General features: G+C 58.5%; 15 protein-coding genes. All 15 read left to right on the forward strand.

Going from position 1 to position 21526, the window contains the following annotated elements:
* The first annotated feature begins 39 nt into the window (after positions 1-39).
* The 15 genes from DFP98_RS09770 to DFP98_RS09840 all read left to right on the forward strand — a co-directional run bounded on the left by DFP98_RS09770 (position 40) and on the right by DFP98_RS09840 (position 21498).
* Positions 40-1932 (forward strand): S-layer homology domain-containing protein, encoded by a 1893-nt coding sequence (locus DFP98_RS09770; protein ID WP_116060399.1) that lies wholly within the window; start codon positions 40-42, stop codon positions 1930-1932.
* Between the two features lie 131 nt (positions 1933-2063).
* A complete protein-coding gene (locus DFP98_RS09775; protein ID WP_116060400.1) occupies positions 2064-3137 on the forward strand; it encodes a Gfo/Idh/MocA family protein in 1074 nt (357 codons plus the stop codon).
* A gap of 208 nt (positions 3138-3345) precedes the next feature.
* Positions 3346-4665: an extracellular solute-binding protein gene (locus DFP98_RS09780; protein WP_116060401.1), complete on the forward strand. Its 1320-nt coding sequence runs from the start codon at positions 3346-3348 to the stop codon at positions 4663-4665.
* A 97-nt stretch (positions 4666-4762) separates the two neighbouring features.
* Positions 4763-5692 (forward strand): carbohydrate ABC transporter permease, encoded by a 930-nt coding sequence (locus DFP98_RS09785; protein ID WP_116060402.1) that lies wholly within the window; start codon positions 4763-4765, stop codon positions 5690-5692.
* Between the two features lie 22 nt (positions 5693-5714).
* On the forward strand, positions 5715-6548 hold the full coding sequence (locus DFP98_RS09790; protein WP_246016475.1) for a carbohydrate ABC transporter permease: 834 nt from the start codon (positions 5715-5717) through the stop codon (positions 6546-6548).
* A gap of 167 nt (positions 6549-6715) precedes the next feature.
* Entirely contained in the window at positions 6716-8539 is a 1824-nt protein-coding gene (locus DFP98_RS09795; protein WP_116060403.1) for a cache domain-containing sensor histidine kinase, read from the forward strand.
* Between the two features lie 2 nt (positions 8540-8541).
* A complete protein-coding gene (locus DFP98_RS09800; RefSeq protein WP_181917591.1) occupies positions 8542-10104 on the forward strand; it encodes a response regulator transcription factor in 1563 nt (520 codons plus the stop codon).
* A 15-nt stretch (positions 10105-10119) separates the two neighbouring features.
* Positions 10120-11427 carry an extracellular solute-binding protein gene (locus DFP98_RS09805; RefSeq protein WP_116060405.1) on the forward strand — a complete coding sequence of 436 codons (1308 nt, stop codon included), beginning with the start codon at positions 10120-10122 and terminating at the stop codon, positions 11425-11427.
* 172 nt (positions 11428-11599) lie between these two features.
* Entirely contained in the window at positions 11600-11947 is a 348-nt protein-coding gene (locus tag DFP98_RS09810) for an MmcQ/YjbR family DNA-binding protein (RefSeq protein ID WP_116060406.1), read from the forward strand.
* A gap of 170 nt (positions 11948-12117) precedes the next feature.
* Positions 12118-13965, forward strand: coding sequence for a sensor histidine kinase (locus DFP98_RS09815; RefSeq protein WP_116060407.1), 1848 nt, complete (start codon positions 12118-12120; stop codon positions 13963-13965).
* Between the two features lie 4 nt (positions 13966-13969).
* Positions 13970-15463: a response regulator gene (locus DFP98_RS09820; protein ID WP_116060408.1), complete on the forward strand. Its 1494-nt coding sequence runs from the start codon at positions 13970-13972 to the stop codon at positions 15461-15463.
* An 83-nt stretch (positions 15464-15546) separates the two neighbouring features.
* Positions 15547-16830, forward strand: coding sequence for an ABC transporter substrate-binding protein (locus tag DFP98_RS09825; protein WP_181917592.1), 1284 nt, complete (start codon positions 15547-15549; stop codon positions 16828-16830).
* Positions 16831-17003: 173 nt separating this feature from the next.
* Positions 17004-17876: a carbohydrate ABC transporter permease gene (locus tag DFP98_RS09830; RefSeq protein ID WP_181917593.1), complete on the forward strand. Its 873-nt coding sequence runs from the start codon at positions 17004-17006 to the stop codon at positions 17874-17876.
* A gap of 1 nt (position 17877) precedes the next feature.
* Positions 17878-18696 (forward strand): carbohydrate ABC transporter permease, encoded by an 819-nt coding sequence (locus DFP98_RS09835; RefSeq protein WP_116060411.1) that lies wholly within the window; start codon positions 17878-17880, stop codon positions 18694-18696.
* Positions 18697-18708: 12 nt separating this feature from the next.
* On the forward strand, positions 18709-21498 hold the full coding sequence (locus DFP98_RS09840; protein WP_116060412.1) for an alpha-L-rhamnosidase: 2790 nt from the start codon (positions 18709-18711) through the stop codon (positions 21496-21498).
* The last annotated feature ends 28 nt before the right edge of the window (positions 21499-21526 follow it).

Consider the following 21526-nt stretch of genomic DNA (forward strand, 5'->3'; position numbering starts at 1 on the left):
CGTGATAAAAAGGTTTGCGACCATTAATGGAGGTAGAGTATGGAGAACCGAAAAGAGACGTCCCTGCTTGTCAGAGGCATGCGTGCGGCACTGGCATTGTTGTTCGTCGTTACAGGAGTACAGGTCGGCGTCTTAAAAGTGCAAGCGGAGCCCCGCCCGGCGGTTCAACTCGTCATCGGCAGCGCATCGGCGACGTCAGGACAAACCGTGGAGGTTCCCGTATCGGTTGTGCAGCCTGCGGGAAGCGCCGGTATCGCTTCCTATGGCATTCAGATTGATTTCGATCCGGCCTCGCTTGAAGTCATCGACGTCGAAATCGGCTACGGAAGTCGGAATGAGGCCGAATGTCCTTCGGCCGCCCAGGGTTGCTTCCAATCTCATTTCGATAACGCGAACGGCTGGATTCGAGCCATCTGGGTCGACACTTCCGGCGGCGACAGGCCGATTACCGCCGACCAGAGGTTGTTCGTGCTGAAGGTCAGGGCGAAGAGCGCTTCGACTGCAGGCGTCAAGCCGTTCACCGTGGACTCTTCCGACCCGGCGAAGCTATCCTTTACCGATGGGGATATGAATTCCTTGGCCGTAGAAATGGTATCCGGAAAAGTGACCGTATCGCGGCCGTCTTCTTCGTCGGGCTCCGCGCCGGGTGCAGGACCGAATTCGCAGACTCCGACGGGCAGCGAAGCGACAATTATAGTCAACGGCAAGGCGGAGAATGCGGGAACGGTCATATCCTCCGGACGCGGCGGACAGTCGGTTACGACGATCTCCGTCGACGAGAACAAGCTGGCCGCTAAGCTCGAATCGGAAGGCAGCGGCGCGGTCGTTACCGTCCCGGTCGGCACAGGGACGGACATCGTCGTTGGCGAGCTGAACGGACGGATGGTCAAGAGGATGGAGGACAAGCAGGCGGTGTTGGAAATCAAGACCGACCGCGCGACCTATACGCTTCCTGCCCTGCAGATGAATATCGGAGCGATCTCCGAGCAGATCGGCAAATCGGTCGCCCTGGAGGACATCAAGGTGCGAATCGAGATTGCGGCGGCTTCGGCGACGGTGGCGAAAGTCGTGGAAAACGCGGCGAACAAGGGCTCTTTCACATTGGTATCGCCTCCGCTGGAATTCAAGGTTCAAGCCGTTTACGGGAATCGGACGATCGAGGTAACGAAGTTTAACGCGTACGTCGAGAGAACGATCGCAATTCCGGGCGGCGTCGATCCGAGTAAGATTACGACAGGTGTCGTAGTCGATCAGGACGGCACGGTGCGCCATGTGCCGACGAAGGTCGTCGTCATCGACGGCAAGCATTACGCCAAGATTAACAGCTTGACGAACAGTACGTATTCGGTCGTCTGGCATCCGCTGGAGTTCGCCGACGTCGCGCAGCACTGGGCGAAGGACGCTGTGAACGATATGGGCTCGCGGATGGTCATCGGCGGCGTAGGCAACCGCCAATTCGATCCGGACAGAGACATTACGCGCGCAGAATTCGCGGCGATCGTCGTTCGCGGGCTGGGGTTGAAGCCGGAAGAGGGAGCGGCCTCCTTCTCTGACGTGAAGGCGTCGGATTGGTACAACGGCGCGGTGAAGACGGCTCATGCTTACGGTCTGGTCGGGGGTATGGGGGATGGCACGTTCCGGCCGAACGATAAGATTACGCGCGAGCAGGCGATGAAGATCGTCGCCGATGCAATGAAGCTGACAGCCCTAAAGAACGAACTGAATTCGATCCAGACTTCTGAGCAAGCGCTGCAGCCGTTCAAAGATCGTTCATCCGCGGCGAGCTGGGCGCGAAGCGGGATTGCCGACAGCGTACGGGCCGGCGTCGTGACGGGGCGCAATGCGACAACCCTTGCTCCGAAGGCGTATATCACAAGGGCAGAGACGGCGGCAATTGTGCAGCGGCTGCTGCAGAAATCAGGACTAATCTAAGCGGCGAGGAAGGAGTCTCCTGTTCCGATTCCGTGTTTTATATTCAAAAGTTGCCGCGGCTTGCAGGAATTTTGCCGCAGGCTGCGAATCGATAATGCGATACCTTATCTACAAGGAAGAAGGCGATCGCGTTGAGCAGGCAAGTTAACATTGGAGTTATCGGATTAGGCGGAATGGCGCGGTTTCATATCGAGCAGCTGGAGAAGGTCGAGGGCGTAAGGATCGTTGCCCTGTGCGATGTTAGCGAGGAAGCGCTGGCCGAAGTCGGCGCCAGGCTGAACGTGTCGGAGGAGCGGCGCTATCGCGAAGCCGGGGCGCTGATCGCCGATGCGGGGGTCGAAGGTGTCGTGGCGGTGACGCCGAACGATTCGCATGCGGCGATTTTGCTGGGCTGCATCGCGGCCGGCAAGCCGCTGTTCGCGGAGAAGCCGCTGACGCGGACGCTGGACGAAGCGCGCGAGGTGCTGGAGGCGTATCGGAGCAGTCCGATTCCGCTGCTGATCAATTTCTCGTATCGCAACGGACCGGCCTTCCAAGCTGCGCGAAAGTTCGTCGCCGAAGGCAAGCTTGGCCGCATCAATCATCTGTTCGTGCAATATTTGCAGGACTGGGGCTCGACAGTGAAGAATACGCCGTTCCTATGGCGCTTCGACGAGGCGGTAACAGGGACGGGCACGCTCGGAGACCTCGGCTCGCATATGATCGATGTTGCCGAATATTTGACCGGCGGCCGCATGGCCGAGCTTCAGGCGATGCTTACGACGATCGTGCCGGAGCGTGCGGATTTGAGGAGTGGCGAGCCCGTCCCCGTTCGCGTCGACGACTTCGCCTGCTTTAACGCGCGCTTCGCGGACGGAGCCGTCGGCGTGTTCCAGACGTCGCGCAACGCGCTCGGCTCGGGCAATCAGCACGAGGTTGCGCTATACGGGGAGAAGGGAACGCTGCGCGTTAGCACCCTGAACGACCGTGAGCTCGTCTGGACGTATCCGACGGAGGACGGCAGGGAGACGGTAACGGAGACGATCGACGTTGCCGGGAACGAGGGGCTGAATCCGTGGGCGGAGTTTGCGGCGAGAATCCGCGGCGATCGCCCGGCCAACCCGCTGTTTGCCGGGTTGGAGGACGGCTATCGCAACCAACTGCTGTTGGAGACGGTCGTGCGGGCGAACGCAGCCCGGGCCGCGGTTGCTGTCGAGGCAGAATAAGAGACTGGCTCCCTACAAAAGGTGTCGAGCATTCCGATTGCGATCGGAACGTTCGACACCTTTTTGCTATGCGCGCGATCGAAGCTTTGATGAAGTACGGAACGGAATCCCCCTTAAGCGTAATGTAAGCGGTTTCCGATGACCTTGGATTTCCCGCATACTGAACGGGCAACGACATCCAAATCACGTTGACGGGGGAGAACAATCGATGAAAAAAAGCTTATCGGCATTGCTGGCGTTCGCATTGATTATCGTTTTGGCCGCATGCGGCGGAGGCAACAACGGGGCGGCACCGAGCGGAAGCGCAAGCGAAAGCGCCAAGCCGAGCTCGCCGTCCGCAAGCGCCGCGAGTCCGGAAGCCAAAGTTACCATCGAGTACTGGCACACGTACTCGGATTCCGAGGAGAAGGTGCTCCTTGAGAAAATCAAGCCAAAGTTCGAGTCCGAGTACCCGAACATCGAGCTTAAGCTGACACGTATGCCGTACGAGGGGCTGAAGGATCAGGTCATTGCGGCGGTGGCGGGAGATGCGGCTCCGGATTTGATGCGGATGGACATCATCTGGGTGCCCGAGCTTGCCTCGAAGGGCGCATTGAAGAAGCTGAGCGACCTGCCCGGCTTCGACGATGTGAAGAGCAGCGTGTTCGACAGTCCGATGCAGACGAATATTTTCAAAGACGAATATTACGGCGTGCCGCTGAACACGAATACGAAAATTGCGATCTACAACGCGGCAACGTTAAAGGAAGCCGGTCTGGATCAGGCGCCCGCGACGATGGATGAGCTTGTGCAGGCGGCTCGCAATCTCCAGGAGCAAGGAAAGCAGGGCATCGGCATATCGAGCATCGGAGCCTGGGGCGTGCTGCCGTACTTCTGGAGTCTCGGGGGCAAGGTGACCAGCGACGACTATAAGCAGGTGGACGGCTACTTGAATAGCCCGGCAAGCGTCGAGGCGCTGGAGAAGATCGTGAGCTGGAACAACGAGGGGCTTGTCATTCCGGCGCTGCTCGGCGGGGAGCCGGGCTCGTGGGACGGCCTGAAATCGGGCCAATATATGATGATCGACGACGGGCCGTGGTTTTTCAGCATCATGCTTGGCGATGCGGAGAGCGCGTTTAACCCGCTCGAACAGACGGTAAGGGCGCAGATGCCGGCCGGACCCGGAGGCAGCATCTCGGTCGTCGGCGGCGAGAATCTCGTTACGTTCGCCAATTCCAAGCACCCGGAGGAAGCGTGGACGTTCATGAAGTGGATGCTTGGCAAGGAGCCGCAGCAAATTATGGTCGAGGCCGGCATGGTGCCGACGAATCGCGAGGCGGCGCAGGCGATCGATGCGAGCCAAAATCCGTATATCGCTCCGTTTATCGAGCAGCTTAACACGGCGCTGCCGCGCACGCCGATCCCGCAATGGGGCGAAATGGAAACGATCTTTAACCTGAGTCTGGAGAAGGCGATTCGCGGCGAGCAGACGGCGGCGGAGGCGCTGAACGACGCAGTGAAGCAGATTAACGCCATTTTGGGCGAATAGTTGCCGCTTCGTCCAACCGACGACGGCTGCGCAAGCGAACCGGGCTTAAACCGTTCGCGGCGCAGCCGTCGCTATCTCTTAGAAGGAGGCCATAGCCGTGTCGCAAGCGACGTTATCCCGCAAATCCCGGTTCCGAACCGGTCTGGCGCAATGGCTGAACGCGCTTCCGTTTATCGCGGTCGGCATCGTCGGCGTACTCGTCTTCGTCGTCTACCCGATGATCCAGAACGTCAAGGTGAGCTTTCAGGAGTTCAACATTTTGCCCGGCCAGGACAGCCCGTGGGTCGGGTGGGACAATTATCGGGCCGTGTTCGACGATCCGAACCGGAAGTTTATGATCGCGCTGAAGAATACGTTCCTCAACGTCGCGGTCACCGTGCCGATCAACTGGTTTCTGGCCGTTTTTTTCGCCGTCGTCATCAATACCCGATTCGTGAAAATGAAGGTCGCGTTCCGCACCTTATACTATTTGCCGATCGTAACGTCGTGGATCGTCGTCGCGCTGCTGTTCAAATATTTGTTCGCCGACGGCTCGGGCGGCTTCGTCAACTACGTGCTGCTGCACATCGGCATCCTGTCCGAGCCGATCGCCTGGAAGAGCCACTACTGGTCGGCGATGATCATGATCTGGCTGTTCCATATCTGGAAAACGGTCGGCTGGGGCGTCGTCATCTATTTGGCCGCCCTCCAAGGCATCCCGCGCGATCTGTACGAGGCTGCGGATATGGACGGGGCTTCGGCGACAGGAAAATTTTTATGCGTGACGCTGCCGATGCTGCGCCCGATTACGGTGTTCGTGCTGATCAACCTCGTTAACGGCGCATTCGGCTTTTTCCCGCAGGTGTACTTCATTACGGCCGGCGGGCCGATGAACCAGACGCAGGTCATTCCGAGCTTGATCTATATGGAGGCGTTTAAGCACTTCCACTTCGGGGAAGCGGCGGCGATGGGCGTTATGATGGGGCTGCTCGTATTCGCCGTGACGTATTACCAGATGACCAAGATCGGCAAGCAACGCTTGTTCTGACGACGATGGGAGGAATCGCGCCATGCGAACGCCATGGATGACGAAGCTCGCCGTATACGCCATACTCGTGGCCGGAGCGCTGCTGTTCGTCTTTCCGTTTATTTATATGATTCTCACTTCCTTCTTCACGGCGACGTTCTCGCTGCCGCGGCCGGAGGAGGTATTCAGCGTCACGCCCAACTTTATCAACTATCAGGTGGTCTGGGGCAAAAACCACTTCGCGCAGTATTTCGGCAACAGCATGCTGCTCACATCGGTCGCGATGCTTGGGGCGCTGCTCGTCAGCTCGTTGACGGCATACGGCTTTGCGCGGTTTTCTTTTCCCGGCAAGGAGGGCGTATTCCGCCTGTTCCTGCTCACGATGATGATCCCGTCCGTCATCAACATCATTCCGCAATTCATCATCATCAAAAATATGGGACTGGTGAACACCTACGCGGGTTTGTGGCTCATCTACATCGCAGCCGGGGTGGTGGGCAATATGTTTTTCCTGCGGGGGTTTTTCGAGAGCATTCCGCGGGAGCTGGAAGAGTCGGTGCTGATCGACGGTGGAGGAAGCTGGCGAATCTACTGGAACATCTATCTCCCCTTGTCGCTGCCTGCAATGGGAACGCTGGCGATCTTCGTATTTCAGGCGACATGGGAGGAATACTTCCTGGCGCTGACGATTATCAAAAGCGAGGCGCTGCGCACGCTGCCGATCGCGATTCTGATGTTCAACGACAAGTACGCCACGAATTACGGACAAATTTTCGCCGCATCGCTTATCGCGCTGCTCCCGGTTATTCTCATCTATGTCGCTTTCCAGAAGAAGTTCGTGCAATCGGGATTTAACGAAGGGGCGGTAAAAGGGTGAAAACTTGCGGACTTGCGAGCTTGACGGTCTGAGAGGCTGAGCTGCTGAGGTGCTAAGGTGCGAAGACGGACGGGGGACGGAATTCCGGAAAATGATACACCCTGCTGAAAGTGCTTTCAACGCGTCCTCCGGACGGTGTACAATAGTCGTACGGGGAGGGGAGGCGGATGAATCAGCTCGTTTGGGGCGCGGGTCAGCGGCTTCGCGGAAGCAGGCGGTTCGCAACGAAAATGATTTTGACCCTGCTCGTCGTCATCCTTATTCCGACGCTGACAAGCGTGCTGTTTTACAATGCCTCGTCGAAGCTCGTAAAGAAAAACGTGCGCGTCTCCTCGCTGCAGCTCGTCCGTCAGGCCGCGGACGCGCTGTCCGCGATTATGCTGGCGGGAACGGACGCCTCCAATATTTTGTACAGCGACGTCAAGCTGCAGCAAGCTGCGCGCAATACGAGACCGACTCCAGAAGAGGAAGAGGCCTACAAAACGTACGTGTCCAATCTGCTGAACAACTACGTGGGCTCCAACTCCTTCGTCAAAACGCTGTACGTGCTGAGGGAGGAAGGCACAAGCTGGGGCAGCGGCTCCTTTAAGCTGTCGAAAATTTACGTCCAATCGCTGCACGATCTGGAATGGGCGAAGCTGGCCCGAATGAAGGACGGGGAGCCGGCGTGGGGCAAGCTGGCTTACGATCCGTACAGCGGCATCGGGGACATCAACGATCTGGTGCTGCCCGTAATTCGCGTGATCAAGGATTTCGAGTCCCTTGCCGACATCGGCTACTTGCTGGTGAACTTGGACGGCAATAAAATATTGGATCGCATCGGACAAATCCGTCTCGGCAATAGCGGCGGATTTTTCGTCGTGGACGAGTCGGGCACGATCGTGATCGATCGTCGGCTGGATCGACTCGGACAGCCGCTGTCCGATCCCGAGCTGAGGGAATGGGCGGCCACCGGCAGCGCCGCCGAGTTCGAGCATGAGGAGGACGGCGTCCGCTTCTACCACATCAAGCAGCCGCTGGCCAACGGATGGAGCGTCGTCGGCTCGGTGCCGATTCACGAGATTACCGATCAACTGACGAGCATGCGCCGCATGATCTGGACGTCGGCGCTCGGCTTCGCGCTGCTTGCCGTGGCGATCGGTCTTATTCTGGCGCGTCAGGTGACGAAGCCGATCCAGCAGCTGACCTCGCAGATGAAGGTGGCGGAGGGAGGCGACTTCACGGCGCGCACGGAGGTCAGAACCAAGGACGAGATCGGGCTGCTGAGCCAGCAATTCAACAAGATGATTAGACGGATCAACGAGCTTGTCCGCGAGGTGCGCGAGGTGAACGAAAGCAAGCGCCAGGCGGAGCTTAAAGCGGTGATGCATCGGATCAATCCGCATTTTCTGTTCAATACGCTTAGTACGATCAAGTGGCTCGTCCGCTACAATCAGAGCGCCAAAGCGTACGACGCGCTGTCGTCTCTCGTGCTGTTGCTGGAGGCGAACATGGGCAAAAAGGGCAGCTTCGTCACGCTGGCGGAGGAGCTGGACATCGTCGCCAAATATTTGTCCATTCTGCAAATTCGGTACGATAAAGAATTTCGGCTGCATGCGGATATCGCTCAGGAGGCGGAGACGTTTCCGGTGCCGCGTATGCTCGTTCAGCCGATCGTGGAGAACGCCGTATTCCACGGGCTTGTGCCGCTTGGCGGTGGCGGCGATATCTGGATCGAAGCCCGGGCGACGGAGCAGGCGATCGCCATCGTGATCCGCGACAACGGCCGCGGGATTTCGCCGGACGACTTGCAAAAGCTGGACGATTCGCGGCAGGACGCGGAGCCTTCCGGAATGACGGGCATCGGGCTGACGCACGTTCGCGAATGGATTCGACTTTATTATCCGCCCGGCTCGGAAATGCGGATCGGAAACGACCCGGAGGGCGGCGCGATCGTACGCATGAAGCTGATCAAGCCGGTCGACGCGCAGGTCAAGCGGGAGGGGGAATAACGATGTATCGGGCAGCGATCGTAGACGACGAACCGGTCATCCGGTTCGGAATTAAAGCGTCGGTCGATTGGGGATCGGAGAACGTCGGACTCGTCGGCGACTTCGCCAATGGGGACGAAGCCTGGCAGTCGCTGGAGAGCGAGCCGGTCGACATTCTGATCACGGACATCAAAATGCCCGTGATGGACGGTCTCGAACTGACGAGACGGACGCTGGAGCGGCATCCGCGTACAAAGGTGATTCTCGTCAGCAGCTACAACGATTTCGAATATGTTCGCCAGGGCTTAAAGCTTGGCGTTGTCGATTATTTGCTGAAGCCGACATTGGAGCCGGAAGGGCTGCTGGAGCTTGTTCGCAAATGCTTGCGGCAGATCGAGGAGGAGCGTCGCCAGGAGGAAGACCGGCAGTTGGTCCGGAGGACGAAGCTGGTCTCGGATCGCAAGCGGCTCGAATCGGACGTCAAACGGGCGCTGGCCCACGACGACGAAGGACTGGAGGCGGATGCGGTTCCCGAATGGATGCGGCGCGGCTATGCGATCTGTACCGTGCTCATCGACGGGCTGAGGGAGACGGAGGAGCGTTTCGGCCAGCTGCATGGGGGCATTTTGCTGGAGGAAATGCAGGAGCTGTTCTATGAGACGGCAAAGGAAGGCGTCGCTTTCCTAATCGGCTCGAGGACGCTGGGGATGATCGTGCCCTCCGGAGAAGACGAGGGCTTGCCGATGCAGCTTGACGCCGTTGCCGAAGTCTGGGCGACCCGACTTGGGGTCAAGGTAACGATCGGCGTCGCGCTCGGAGAGGATGCGGGGGAACTGAGGGACGTGTTCCGGAGGAGCGGAGCGACGGCTGAACGTCGGTTTTTCGAGGGCGGCGGGCACTACGGCCCGCTTTCGTCCGAGCAGGCGGAGCGGCGGGCGTCCGATTATCCAAGTGTAGGCCAGCTGCTTCAGGAGCTGAAGACATGCGCGCATTCCCGCGACGCGGAAGCCGCCGACAAGCTGGTGCGCGCCTGGATCGGGCGGTGGGAGGCGCTGCGACCGAGCCCGGATGCGGTCCGCCGCGAGGCCTTCGAGATCGTAACGACGCTGTTCCTTAACGAGCAGGAGATGATCGTGCTGCTCGAAGGCTTCGAGGAGCTGAAGCGCAGCGAAACGCTTGACGAACTGACCGTGCTGTTGCAGGCGCAAATCCGGGGCTATCGGAAGTCGTTCGCCGCCGGTTCGCACACTTATAAGGGCAACAAACAGCTGATCGACAAAGCGATCTCTTACATCGCGCAGCATTACACGGGAGAGATTACATTGCAGCAGCTGGCCGATTACGTTCATATGAGCAAAAATTATTTTTGCTTGCAATTCAAGCATCATACAGGCTTCAATTTCATCGATTATTTGATTCGGCTGCGTATCGGCAAGGCGAAGGAGCTGCTTGCGGACCCGCGACTCAAAATATACGAGGTGGCGGAGAGGGCCGGCTTCAACGACGTCAAATATTTCAGCAAGCTGTTTAAGAAAACGACCGGCGCGTCGCCGGTCGAATACCGTGAGCGCCAGCTGCTGCGCTAACGAGGAGGGAGGACGGTGGAGAAACCTACAGGCGTAACGTTCAGGGGGCTTGGCTTTCGCTGGCTTGCCGCTCTATGGCTGACGCTCGCCGCCGTTCTGCTGCCGGGCTGCGGCGCTGAGAGCATTATCGACGGAGACGAGGTTGAACGGGTTATGCAGCCGGAAGCCAGAAACGTGATCACCGTCTGGCATACGTATAGCGAAGTAGAGATGAAAATTTTCGAAGAGGAAGTCATTCCGGCCTTCGAGGCGAAGTATCCCGATATTCGCATTGTGTCGGTTAAGCATCTGTACGAATATTTCAAGGGCTCGCTGATCGCCGAGACGACTTCGGGCGCTGGACCGGACGTCGTGCGCATGGATATCGCTTGGCTGCCGGAATTCGCCAGACTGGGGCTAATCGACCCGATCGAAGCGTACCCCGAGCTGCCGCGCGTGACGGAGCTGCTTCTAAAGTCGGCGCTTGAATCCGGCAAATATGAAGGACGCTACTACGGCTTGCCGCTCAACATCAATACGAAGGCGGCGATCTACAGCCGCGAGCTGCTGCGCAAGGCCGGACTGCAGAAGCCTCCGGAGACGATGGACGAACTGGTTGCGCTTAGCGAGCGCACCGGCTACCAGCTTGGCGTCAACGGCATTAATACTTGGGCGGTGCTGCCGTATTTCATTGGGCTTGGCGGGCAGCTCACGAATAAGGACTATACGAGGGCGAGCGGTTATTTGGATAGTCCGGCGAGTGTCCGGGCCGTGGATACGTTAAAGCGGCTGGTCGGGTCGAACCTCGTCAGCGCGGACGTGCTGTCCGGCAAAACGGAGCGCTGGCAGGCGGTGCTGAACGGCGAACTGCTTATGATGGACGAGGGGCCTTGGTATTACACGATACTGTCGAATGTGGAGGGCTACGATATCGAGAAGCTGCAGCGGGATACGCTGTTGGCTCCGTTTCCGCACAACCCGGGGGCGAAGGGCTCGATTATTGGCGGCGAAAATTTAGTGCTGATGAAAAATTCCCGCCACAAGCCGGCAGCCTGGACGTTCATGAGATGGATGGCGGGAGCGGAAGCGCAGCGGCTTATGTTCAAGGCCGGACTGCTGCCGACGAACGCCGAGGCTAGCGAATCGGAGGAAACGTATAGTCCGACAATTCGGCCCTATGTAGAAAGTCTGGACGCCTCGTTCCTCCGCCCGCCGGTGGCGAACTGGGCCAAAATCGACGCAGCGTTTAACGAAATGTTCGAACGGATGCTGCGCGGCCGCGTTCCCGTCGAGCTCGGCCTCGAGCAATTGGCGAAGCAGATTGACGCGTGGCTGCAGGAGTGAGTTAGAGGCCGGCTCGACGGTCTGGGAGACCGTAAGAAGAGGGCAAATGTCTGAACTATCGCGCGTATCGGCCGGATTATTCGCTTTTTTCAAAGAGACGGCAGTAAATTGAATCGGACATGTCGAAAATAGAGAGAACACGCAAGTACGACGAATGAGTAAGGAGGCCGCCATGGTTACTAACGATGAACTGCGCCAGTTGGCGCTGGAGCTGCCGGAAGCGGAAGAGCATCCCCATTGGGATAAGCCTTCATACCGGGTGAGAGGCAAAATTTTCGCCGTCGAGCAGCCGGATGGCGCGACTGCTTTGCTGAAGATGTCGTTGGAGGAGCGGGAAGCCCAGGTGACGCTCGCTCCCGATATTTTCAGCGTTCCGGAGAAGTACGCCACGCTTGCTTATGTCTTCGTAAGACTCGACCGGATCGATCGGGACGAGCTTCGCTCGCTGCTCGCCGCCGCATGGCGGGAGGTCGCCCCGAAAACGCTCGTCAAGCGCTACTCGAACGAACTTCTTCGCTAACTGCAACCTCCTCGCTCCTCACAGATTTATTTTTTCCGCCAATGTCCCTCCACACATCCACCACACTAGAGCTTCGTACAAGCTTCCGGTGATGGCCTATTTTTTTGATATCGCTTGCACTACAATAAGCAAAGAAGGAACGGCATGGACAGCAAGGGGGGACTTCGGTCATGCAGTGGAACGATTGGCGGCTGCGGACGAAGATGGCGGTAACGTTTACGAGCTTGTTTGTCGTGACCGCCGCCGTCTTGGGCGGCCTGACTTATTTTCATATGAAAAGGGACTATACGGAACGGACGCTCGATCTCGTAGACGCGTCGCTGGCGCAGATGACGATTACGCTGGACTTGTACGCCAAAGATATGGAGCGGCTTTCCCTTGCCATCTTCGGAGATCCGATCATTCAGCGCATTATGCGTCAGCCGACCTCGGATTACGGGGTCCAATACGACAATAACGAAATTACGCACAGGCTCGTCCAGTTAACGGCTCCCTGGCCGCATATCCAGGGCGTCTACTTGTTCGCCGAAGACGGAAGGCTGTTTAATCTGTCCAAGGGGGGAGCGCCGTCCAACGAATACTCGGTTAAGCAGGAGCCGTGGTTCGCGAAGCTGGGAGACGAGGTCGAGCCTTCGATGTTTTTCTGGCCGACGGGGCCGGAGACGATGGCGCTGAGAGATCCGCAGCTCGTCTTCTCGCTGATCCGTCCGATCAACGACTTTCAGTACTCGCTTCCCGGGCAGCGGCTCGGATATTTAAAGATCGATATGAGCGTGCTGGCGCTGAAGTCGATCCTGCTCGGCTCCGAGAGGGGCGACGATGCGCTGCCTCTGCGCTACATGCTGGTGGACGAAGGGAAAAACGTTCTGTACGATAGCGGAGACGAATGGACGGGGCGGACGATGCCGGACGAGCTGGCCGAGGCGGCGACGGTGCCGGAGGGAAGCGCGAACTGGGCCGGCACGCGATATCTGTTCTCAAGCAATCGTTCCGATTATAGCGGCTGGACGATCGTAGCGATTGCGCCGCATGCGGACGTCGTGAAGCAGTCGGACAAAATCCGCAGCCTGATCGTGGTCGCGATCGCGCTGGCGATCGCAGTCGTCGGAGCGGCGTCGTATGTGCTTGCCTCAGGCATCAGCCGTCCGCTTGCCGCTCTTGCGAAGAACATGAAGCGGGTGGAGACGGGCGACTTCAAGGTGCGGGCGAACGACCGCGGTTACCGGGACGAAGCCGGACGGTTGTCGAGAGGGTTTAACCTGATGCTCGAAAGCGTGGACCGGCTGATCCATCAGGTGTTTCTGCTGGAGTTGCGGGAGAAGGACGCCAAGCTGATGGCGCTTCAGGCCCAGATCAATCCCCATATGCTGTTCAATACGCTGAATATCATGAAGGCGCTCAGCCGCAAGCAAGGGGTACATGACGTGGCGGATATGGCGGAAAATTTGGCTGATTTGTTCCGCTACAGCATGAAGGGCTGGAACGAGCCGACAACCCTGGAAAAGGAATTGGAGAATGTGCGGCACTATGTCCGGATTCAGGAGATGCGGTATAAGGATCGGTTCAAATTCGAAGCGGACGTGCCGGATTCGCTGCTGCGGCTGCAGATGGCTAAGCTGTCTTTGCAGCCCCTGGTCGAGAATGCGATTTTTCATGGAATCGAGAAAAAAATCGAGGGCGGCTCGGTACGATTGGAAGCGCGCATGATCGCCGAATCCTCGGAGGCGAATGGGGTCTTGGATGTGGAGATTTCGGTCGCGGATACGGGGCCGGGTATGCCTGAGGAGCTTGTCGACCGCTTCAACAGGGCGTTCCGACAGGACGACAGCGTGGCGGAGCTGGAACAGGAGCTGGCGATGGAAGGAAAGTCGGGCATCGGATTAATGAACATTCATAAACGGATCCGGCTGTTGTTCGGATCGCCTTACGGCTTGCGGATCGAGAGCGCGCTGGGAGCCGGCGCCAAGATAACGATTAGGCTGCCGAACGAGGCGGAAACCGGTCGGGAGAAGGGGTAGCATCATGAACATCTTGGTTCTCGAAGACGAGCCGATCGCGCTGGAGGAACTGGAGCTGCTGTTAAAGGAGTTCGAGCCGGAGCACGCGGTATTCGCGGCGCCGAACGGGGTGGAAGGGCTGGCGTTGGCCGGGCGCTTTCGCCCCGACCTCGTCGTGACGGACATTCGCATGCCGGGGATGGACGGGCTGGATTTCATTCGCAGGCTTAAGCTCGACTATCCCGACGCGGAGGCGATCCTCGTCAGCGGGTATGACGATTTTGCCTACGCGCGCACCGGACTGCAGCTCGGCGTGAAGGATTTTCTCGTCAAGCCGGTGAAGAGGCAGGAGCTTATACATGCGGTAAGCGCGGTTCTGGAAAGCTTAAAGGAGAAAAGACGCCTCGACCGGGAAGAGGAGCGGTGGCGGCTTGTGCGCGCCTTGGAAGGGCGGACGTCGAACGAGCCGGAGGAGCTGGCCGGCCCGGTGCTGCTTGCGATCTCCTTGCTCGGCAATTGGAAGTCGGGGCATGTCTGGCAGCGGCAAGAGGAGGCGGTTCGCCCTGCGCTGGCCGAATGCGCCCCCGATTCGTACATTCTATATCCGGAGGCCAATCTCCAATGCCTGCTGTTTCCGTGCGGCAGCTCCCGCGAAGAACGGGCCGCACACGAGGCAATCGGGGCGCTGCACGAGGCATTCAAACGGACTAAGCTGCCCGTGCACACGACTGTATTCTTCAAGAAAGGGGGCGAGCGGCCGGAAGAGGCTTATCGTCGGGCGCTTGGACTTCTGGAGCGGCAGGTGCGATTGGAGACGAGCACGTTGTCCTCTTCGGGCGTCGACGGGGATCGAGCGATGGATATGACAAGTGTGTGGAATTCGATCCGGCTGTTGGAGGCGCATCTGGCCAAGCGGGATTTCAAGCAAATTAGGCCGTCCGTCGACAAAATCGTCACGCAGGCGAAACTGCTGCAGTTGCCGGCCAAAACCATCGCGCAAATGCTGGCCGATATGTTTACGGCGCTGCAATTTAAGCTTCATCCAGGGAGGAATGCGGCGATCGCCGAAGCCGAAGCGATAGCGGACATTACCGAGCAGGCTGTCGAATATGCCCAACTGGCCGATTGGCTGACGGAGCGGCTGATCGACTGGCTGGAGGAGCTTGGGGGCGGGGGCAAGGAGCCAAGAGAGCTTGTTCGCAAGCTCATGGGCGACATTCGGCGCTCCTATGATCGAATCGACTCGCTGCATAGCTTTGCCAAGGAGCATCATATTAGCATTAGCCATCTGTCCCGTCTGTTTAAGAAGGAGGCCGGAGTCAATTTCTCGGATTACTTGATCGGCGTTCGCATGGAGCAGGCGAAGGCGCTGCTGGCGTCCGAGGCGCTTAGCGTCATCGAGGTCAGCGGGCGGGTCGGCTACGAGGACAGCAAATATTTCAGCCAGCTTTTCAAGAAGCATACCGGCATGACGCCGTCCGAATATCAAAAATCGCGCAAAATTGTCCCCCCGAAATGAGCAAAACAACCGGAAGTCGTCCGCGCCCCCGTTCCCTATAATGAGACACAGGCAAGCAAAAACAAATGGGAGGTCATCAAGAGATGCGTAAACAGAAGAAGGCGGGCTTCGTCGCGCTGTGTCTGGCTCTGTCGCTGCTGGCGGGCTGCGGGGGCGGGGGGCAGAACGCCGCCGAAGCGGGAACGGGCGGCTCGGCTTCGCAGCCGAAGGAAGAGAACGTGACGCTAAAGCTGTACCTGGTCAACAACGCGAACATGAATTTGGAGGAGATCAACCGGAGGTTCGAGGAGAAATATCCGAACATCCGCATCGATTACGAGGGAGCGCCGGTCGATCAATTTGAAACCGTTATCAAGACGAAGCTTGCCTCCGGGGACGCTCCGGACATTTTCACCGTATTCGCCGGAACGAAGAAGGACCCGTTCGTCAACGCCGGATACTTAATGGATTTGAGCGGCGAGCCGTGGGTGCAGCGGCTGACTCCGGGGGCGCTTCGCTCGGCCAGCGCGGACGGCAAAGTATACGGACTTCCGCGCAGCCAGAACGTGATCGGCGTAATTTACAACAAGAAAATTTTCAAGGATCTTGGTCTCGCCATTCCGACCGATTGGCAGTCGTTCCTGGATGCCGCGCACAAGATCAAGGATTCCGGCGTGACGCCGATCGGCCTCGGACTGAAGGACCAGTTCGTCACCCAGTTGATTCCGTACGCGATGGCGGCGTCGGCGATTTATCGCGACAACCCCGATTTTGACGCGCAGATGGCGGAAGGCAAGGCGACATTCGCCGGCTCCGTCTGGGAGAAGATGATGGCGGACTACGTCGATCTGGAGAAGCAGGGCTTGACGAACAAAGGCGTTCTCGGAACGGCGAACGATCAGGTGCTGCAGCTGATGAGCTCGGGCAAGGTCGCGATGACGGTCAGTCTGAACGCGGTCGTGCCGGCGCTGAAGGCGGCGAATCCAGAGCTGGAGTGGGGGATGTTCCCGCTGCCGTACGTGGAGGCAGGCGAGCCGATCTGGGTATCGACCGGTCCGGCGCTGTTCGCCGGAGCGTATGCCAAGACGAAGCATCCCGACGCGGTCAAAAAGTATCTCGATTTCGTCGCTGAGCCGGAAAGCATGAAGACGATTCTCGATGCGACCCAATCTTTCTCCATCGTCGACGACGTGACGCCGAGCCTGGACGCGGCGTTGATGGAGATCGAGCCCAGCCTGAAGGTCGGAACGTATGCTTTCCTCGATCAGAACTGGCCCGCAGCCGTGCAGCCGCAAATGTTCGTCGGCATTCAAGGCGTGTTCGCCGGAGGAAGCATAAACGAAATGCTTGCGAAAATGGACGAGGCGTACAAGGAAGGCGGTAAATAAACGAGTTGATCGCGGGTGCGGATCCGAGAAGATCTGCACCCCGGTTAAATCAACGGTTCGTATAAGAATAAATCCTACTTTTAATATGCGAATGATAGGATAAAAGAGGGCGCTCTCGCCTTATTTCAAGGACGTTTAAAATGCGCAATCGCGAAAAACACAAGGAGGACACTATGAAACGGACTGGCATCGACGGAGTCTTCCTGCTGCCCGCATTTCTCGTTTTTACGATTTTTCTGGCTTATCCGGTACTCAGCAGCTTCTATTACAGCATGACGGATTGGAACGGGCTAAGCCCGACGATCGATTTTATCGGCTTGGACAATTTTCGCAAGCTGCTGCATGACAAGGACGTCTGGAAGGGGCTGCAAAACACACTGCTGATCGCGCTGTTCGTCACCGTGCTGCAGAACGTCATCGGCCTGCTGCTCGCCCTCGGCTTGCAAAAAACCGGCTTCGTCCAGCGTCTTCTGCGCGCGTGGTACCTGCTGCCGGCGCTGCTCAGCCCGCTTGCGATCGGATATATTTGGAGCTATATGTACAATCCGCAATTCGGGGTTATCAATACGATTTTGGAGTTTGTCGGTCTGTCGGACTGGACGCAGGATTGGTTGGGCGACCGCAGGCTGGCGATCTACAGCGTCATCGGCGCGAATTTGTGGCAGTGGGTGGCGTTCAGCATGATCATTTACGTCGCGGGGCTGCAATCGATTCCGCGCGACATGTACGAGGCGGCCGACATCGACGGCGCCGGAGCGTTCAGCAGGTTCAAAAACATTACGTTCCCGCTCGTCGCTCCCGCTTTTACAGTGAATATCGTCGTGACGATGATCGTGGGACTCAAGCTTTTCGACCTTATCTTTATTATGACCAACGGCGGTCCTGGCGGATCGACGGAAAATCTCGCGGTCATGCTGTACCGTCAGGCGTTTGCCCTGAATCGGATGGGTTACGCGAACGCGATCGCGCTGCTGATGTTCGCGATGATCCTCGTCTTCTCCCTCGTTCAGATCGCCCTGCTGCGCAGAAGAGAGGTGGAATACTGAGATGAATCTACGCCGATTGCTGATGCCGCTTACGCTCGCTTTTTGGGCCGCGATCGTATTTATTCCTTTTTATCTCGTCGTAACCATGTCGCTCAAATCGCCCACGGATTTGCAGTACGGTCCGCTGAAGTGGCCGGAGACGTTGAAGTTCTCCAACTATTTGACCGCCTGGCAGCAGGCGAATATGGGGCAAGCGTTCCTGAACAGCATTCTGATTACGGGCGTTTCCCTCGTTCTCATCGTCGTTTTCAGCTCGATGGCGGCCTATCCGCTGGCGCGGCGAACGGACAGATGGTCGGACGCTCTCTACGTTTATTTTCTGGCTGGCATTATGGTACCGTTCCAGCTCGCGATGATTCCGCTGTACAAGCTGCTTAACGGTTTAAATTTGATCGGAAAATATCCAGGGGCGATCGCGGTATATATCGCAACGGGAATCCCGTTTGCGGTGTTCCTGTACGTCTCGTTCTTCAAAACGGTCCCCCGGGAGCTGGAGGAGTCGGCGCAGATCGATGGCAGCGGTTCGTTTCGAACGTTCTGGCAAATTTTATTCCCGCTCGTCAAGCCGATTACGTCGACCGTGATTATTATTAAAAGCTTGTTTATTTGGAACGATTTCTTCATTCCGCTGTTGTTCCTGCAAAGCAAGGCGATGCGCAATATTCCGCTGTCGCTCTACTCGTTCACGAGCGAGTACACAAATAACTGGGTGCTCATTTTCGCCGCCGTTGTGATCGGGTCGCTTCCGCTGATCGGACTGTTCCTGGCGTTGCAGAAGCATTTTATCCAGGGGATCGCCAGCGGCGCAGTCAAAGGATAGGGGGAATCGGACATGACGGAAAAAGTTCGCGTCGGAGCTTTAAGATGCGAGTATATGGCGGAACCGCTGGGCCTCGGCATTGTCGCTCCGAGATTAAGCTGGGAGCTGCGCGCCGCAAGAAGGGGAGTGCGCCAGACCGCGTACCGGATTCGGGTGACGGACGGCGAGACGGTCGTATGGGATACGGGGAAGGTGGCGTCCGGCAGCTCTTCCGGCATAGCTTACGAAGGATCGGAGCTGCGCTCGAGACGCCGGTACGAGTGGCAGGTTATGGTGTGGGACGAACGCGGCGAATCGTCCGAATGGAGCGAGGCGGCGCGGTGGGAGATGGGCCTGCTGGACCCGGAGGACTGGTCGGCGAAGTGGATCGAGCCGGAGCAGACGACTGTACCCGAAGAGCCGCCGCTCGATTTCTACGACCGGACGAAGAAGCTGCCGCCGACCGATTACGGCCGACTGCTGCCCTGCCCGCTGCTGCGCAAACGGTTCGAGGCGAAGGGGAAGGCGAGACGAGCGCGTATTTATGCGACCGCCCACGGCATCTATGAGCTGGAGCTGAACGGCCGGAAGGTCGGCGATCAGGAGCTGGCTCCGGAGATGACATCCTACGACCGCTGCTTGCAGGTGCATGCTTATGATGTAACGGAGCTGGTGGCGGAAGGCGCGAACGCGCTCGGCGCGACGCTTGCGGATGGGTGGTATGCGGGACGCGTCGGCCTGATGGGCGACAACTGCCAATACGGCAATCGGCTGGCGCTGCTGCTTCAGCTGGAGATGGAATACGAGGACGGCTCGCGGCAGACGATCGTCTCGGACGACGGCTTCAGAAGCTCGTTCGGCCCCTACGTCTATTCCGATCTGTTCATCGGAGAGCGGTACGACGCCCGATTGGAGAAGCTGGGCTGGAGCACGGGCGATTACGAAGACCGGGAATGGAGCCCCGCCCGCGAGGTCGAACGGGATCGCGGCGTTCTGGTCGCGGCATACGGCGAACCGGTGCGGGCTGTCCTTACGATAGCAGCGGAACGCATCATCCGTACGCCGTTGGGCGAGACGGTAATCGATTTCGGCCAGGTCATCGCCGGAAGAGTTCGCATGCGCGTGCGGGGCGAGGCCGGTGCGGAGATCGTGCTGGAGCACAGCGAGGTGCTGGACGAGCAGGGCAATTATTTGAACAACATTCGCGGTAGGTTTAAGGACCAGAAGGATGTCTACGTGCTGCGAGGAGACGAGGCGGGCGAGACGTATGAGCCGAAGTTTACGTACCACGGGTTCCGCTACGTCAAAGTAACGGGGTATCCGCCGGGAGAGCTGCGGGTCGGTGACTTCGAGGCGGTCGTGCTGTCCTCCGACTTGCGCGCCACTGGGAACTTCAGTTGCTCGGACGAGCGGATCAACCGGCTGCAGGAAAATATCGTCTGGAGCCAGCGGGGCAATTTGCTGGCGATTCCGACAGACTGTCCGCAGCGGGAGCGGGCGGGATGGACCGGCGACATTCAGGTGTTCGCCCCGACGGCCTGTTTTAATATGGACGTAAACCCGTTCCTCTCCCGCTGGCTGCGCAACATGTCGGCGGAGCAGCGGGACGACGGGCAAATTCCGATCGTCGTGCCGTATATGAAAGGGTACGAGAACATTATTTTTCCGCCGATGGGGACGCATTCCTCCGCCGGCTGGGGCGACGCCTGCATTCTCGTGCCATGGGCGCTGTACGAGAGCTACGGAGACGTGAGAGTGCTGGCCGAGCATTACGACATGATGGTTCGCTGGGTCAATTATATCGAGAAATCCGCTGCCGAGGGCTCGGATGCAGAACCTTCTTCGGTCGCCGAGCGGCAAAAATATTTGTGGAATACCGGCTTTCACTTCGGCGACTGGCTGATTCCGAGCATGAGCGTCGGCAAGGACGGGCAGACGGTCGATATGATGCAAAGCGCCTTCGCCACGAAGGAGCTGGTCTCGACCTGCTTCTTCGCCTATTCCGCCGAGCTGCTCTCGCGGATTGCCCGACTGGTGGGCAAGGAGGAGGACGCCAACCGGTACGCGGAGCTTAACCGCAACGTTCGCAGTGCGTTCGCCGGGGAGTATTTGGACGAGGACGGCCGATTGAAGGCTCACTTCCAGGGCATATATGTGTTGGCGCTGCAAATGAGGATGGTTCCCGACGAGGCTCGGGGCAAGGTGCTGAACCAACTGGTCGGCTTGATCGAGGAAAACGGATATCGGCTCGATACCGGTTTCCTGTCGGTGCCCTATCTTCTGGATGTGCTGTGCGACAACGGACGCAGCGACATCGCTTACCGGCTGCTGTATCAGACGGACTGTCCGTCCTGGCTGTACGAGGTTGAGAAAGGCGCGACGACGATCTGGGAAGCGTGGCAGGCGATTATGCCAAGCGGCAAAGTGACGAACGTCTCGTACAATCATTACGCCTTCGGCTGCATAGGCGACTGGCTGTACCGGCGCATTGCCGGACTGGACAAGGGGGAGGACGGATACCGCCGGATTGTCGTCAAGCCGGCCTTCGACTGCGGTCTGACCAGGGCCGGTGCGCGTTACGAGTCCGTGCTCGGAACGATCGTGTCCGAGTGGCGGCTTGACGGCGCGACGGCGACGCAGATTGTGACGGTGCCGCCGAACGCGACGGCGGTCGTGCACCTGCCGGGAGCGAATCTGTCCGAAGCCCGCGAGGGAGGCAAGGCGCTTCTTACGACGGATGGGCTGATCTCCGCTCGCCAGACGGAGCAGGGAGTCGTCGCTGAGATCGGCAGCGGCAATTATATGTTTGAGTATACGCATTAAACAACGTAAGCCCGGCCATTTGGCCGGG

Origin of the sequence: Cohnella phaseoli, from assembly GCF_003386235.1 — a bacterium.
Classification (GTDB): Bacteria; Bacillota; Bacilli; order Paenibacillales; family Paenibacillaceae; genus Cohnella; species Cohnella phaseoli.

Excerpts from the sequence above, each read along its gene's own strand:
- DFP98_RS09800 (WP_181917591.1), top strand. The coding sequence starts at position 8,542 with ATGTATCGGGCAGCGATCGTAGACGACGAACCGGTCATCCGGTTCGGA.
- DFP98_RS09820 (WP_116060408.1), top strand. The coding sequence starts at position 13,970 with ATGAACATCTTGGTTCTCGAAGACGAGCCGATCGCGCTGGAGGAACTG.
- DFP98_RS09795 (WP_116060403.1), top strand. The coding sequence starts at position 6,716 with ATGAATCAGCTCGTTTGGGGCGCGGGTCAGCGGCTTCGCGGAAGCAGG.
- DFP98_RS09830 (WP_181917593.1), top strand. The coding sequence starts at position 17,004 with ATGAAACGGACTGGCATCGACGGAGTCTTCCTGCTGCCCGCATTTCTC.
- DFP98_RS09810 (WP_116060406.1), top strand. The coding sequence starts at position 11,600 with ATGGTTACTAACGATGAACTGCGCCAGTTGGCGCTGGAGCTGCCGGAA.
- DFP98_RS09840 (WP_116060412.1), top strand. The coding sequence starts at position 18,709 with ATGACGGAAAAAGTTCGCGTCGGAGCTTTAAGATGCGAGTATATGGCG.
- DFP98_RS09780 (WP_116060401.1), top strand. The coding sequence starts at position 3,346 with ATGAAAAAAAGCTTATCGGCATTGCTGGCGTTCGCATTGATTATCGTT.
- DFP98_RS09815 (WP_116060407.1), top strand. The coding sequence starts at position 12,118 with ATGCAGTGGAACGATTGGCGGCTGCGGACGAAGATGGCGGTAACGTTT.
- DFP98_RS09835 (WP_116060411.1), top strand. The coding sequence starts at position 17,878 with ATGAATCTACGCCGATTGCTGATGCCGCTTACGCTCGCTTTTTGGGCC.
- DFP98_RS09825 (WP_181917592.1), top strand. The coding sequence starts at position 15,547 with ATGCGTAAACAGAAGAAGGCGGGCTTCGTCGCGCTGTGTCTGGCTCTG.
- DFP98_RS09770 (WP_116060399.1), top strand. The coding sequence starts at position 40 with ATGGAGAACCGAAAAGAGACGTCCCTGCTTGTCAGAGGCATGCGTGCG.
- DFP98_RS09790 (WP_246016475.1), top strand. The coding sequence starts at position 5,715 with ATGCGAACGCCATGGATGACGAAGCTCGCCGTATACGCCATACTCGTG.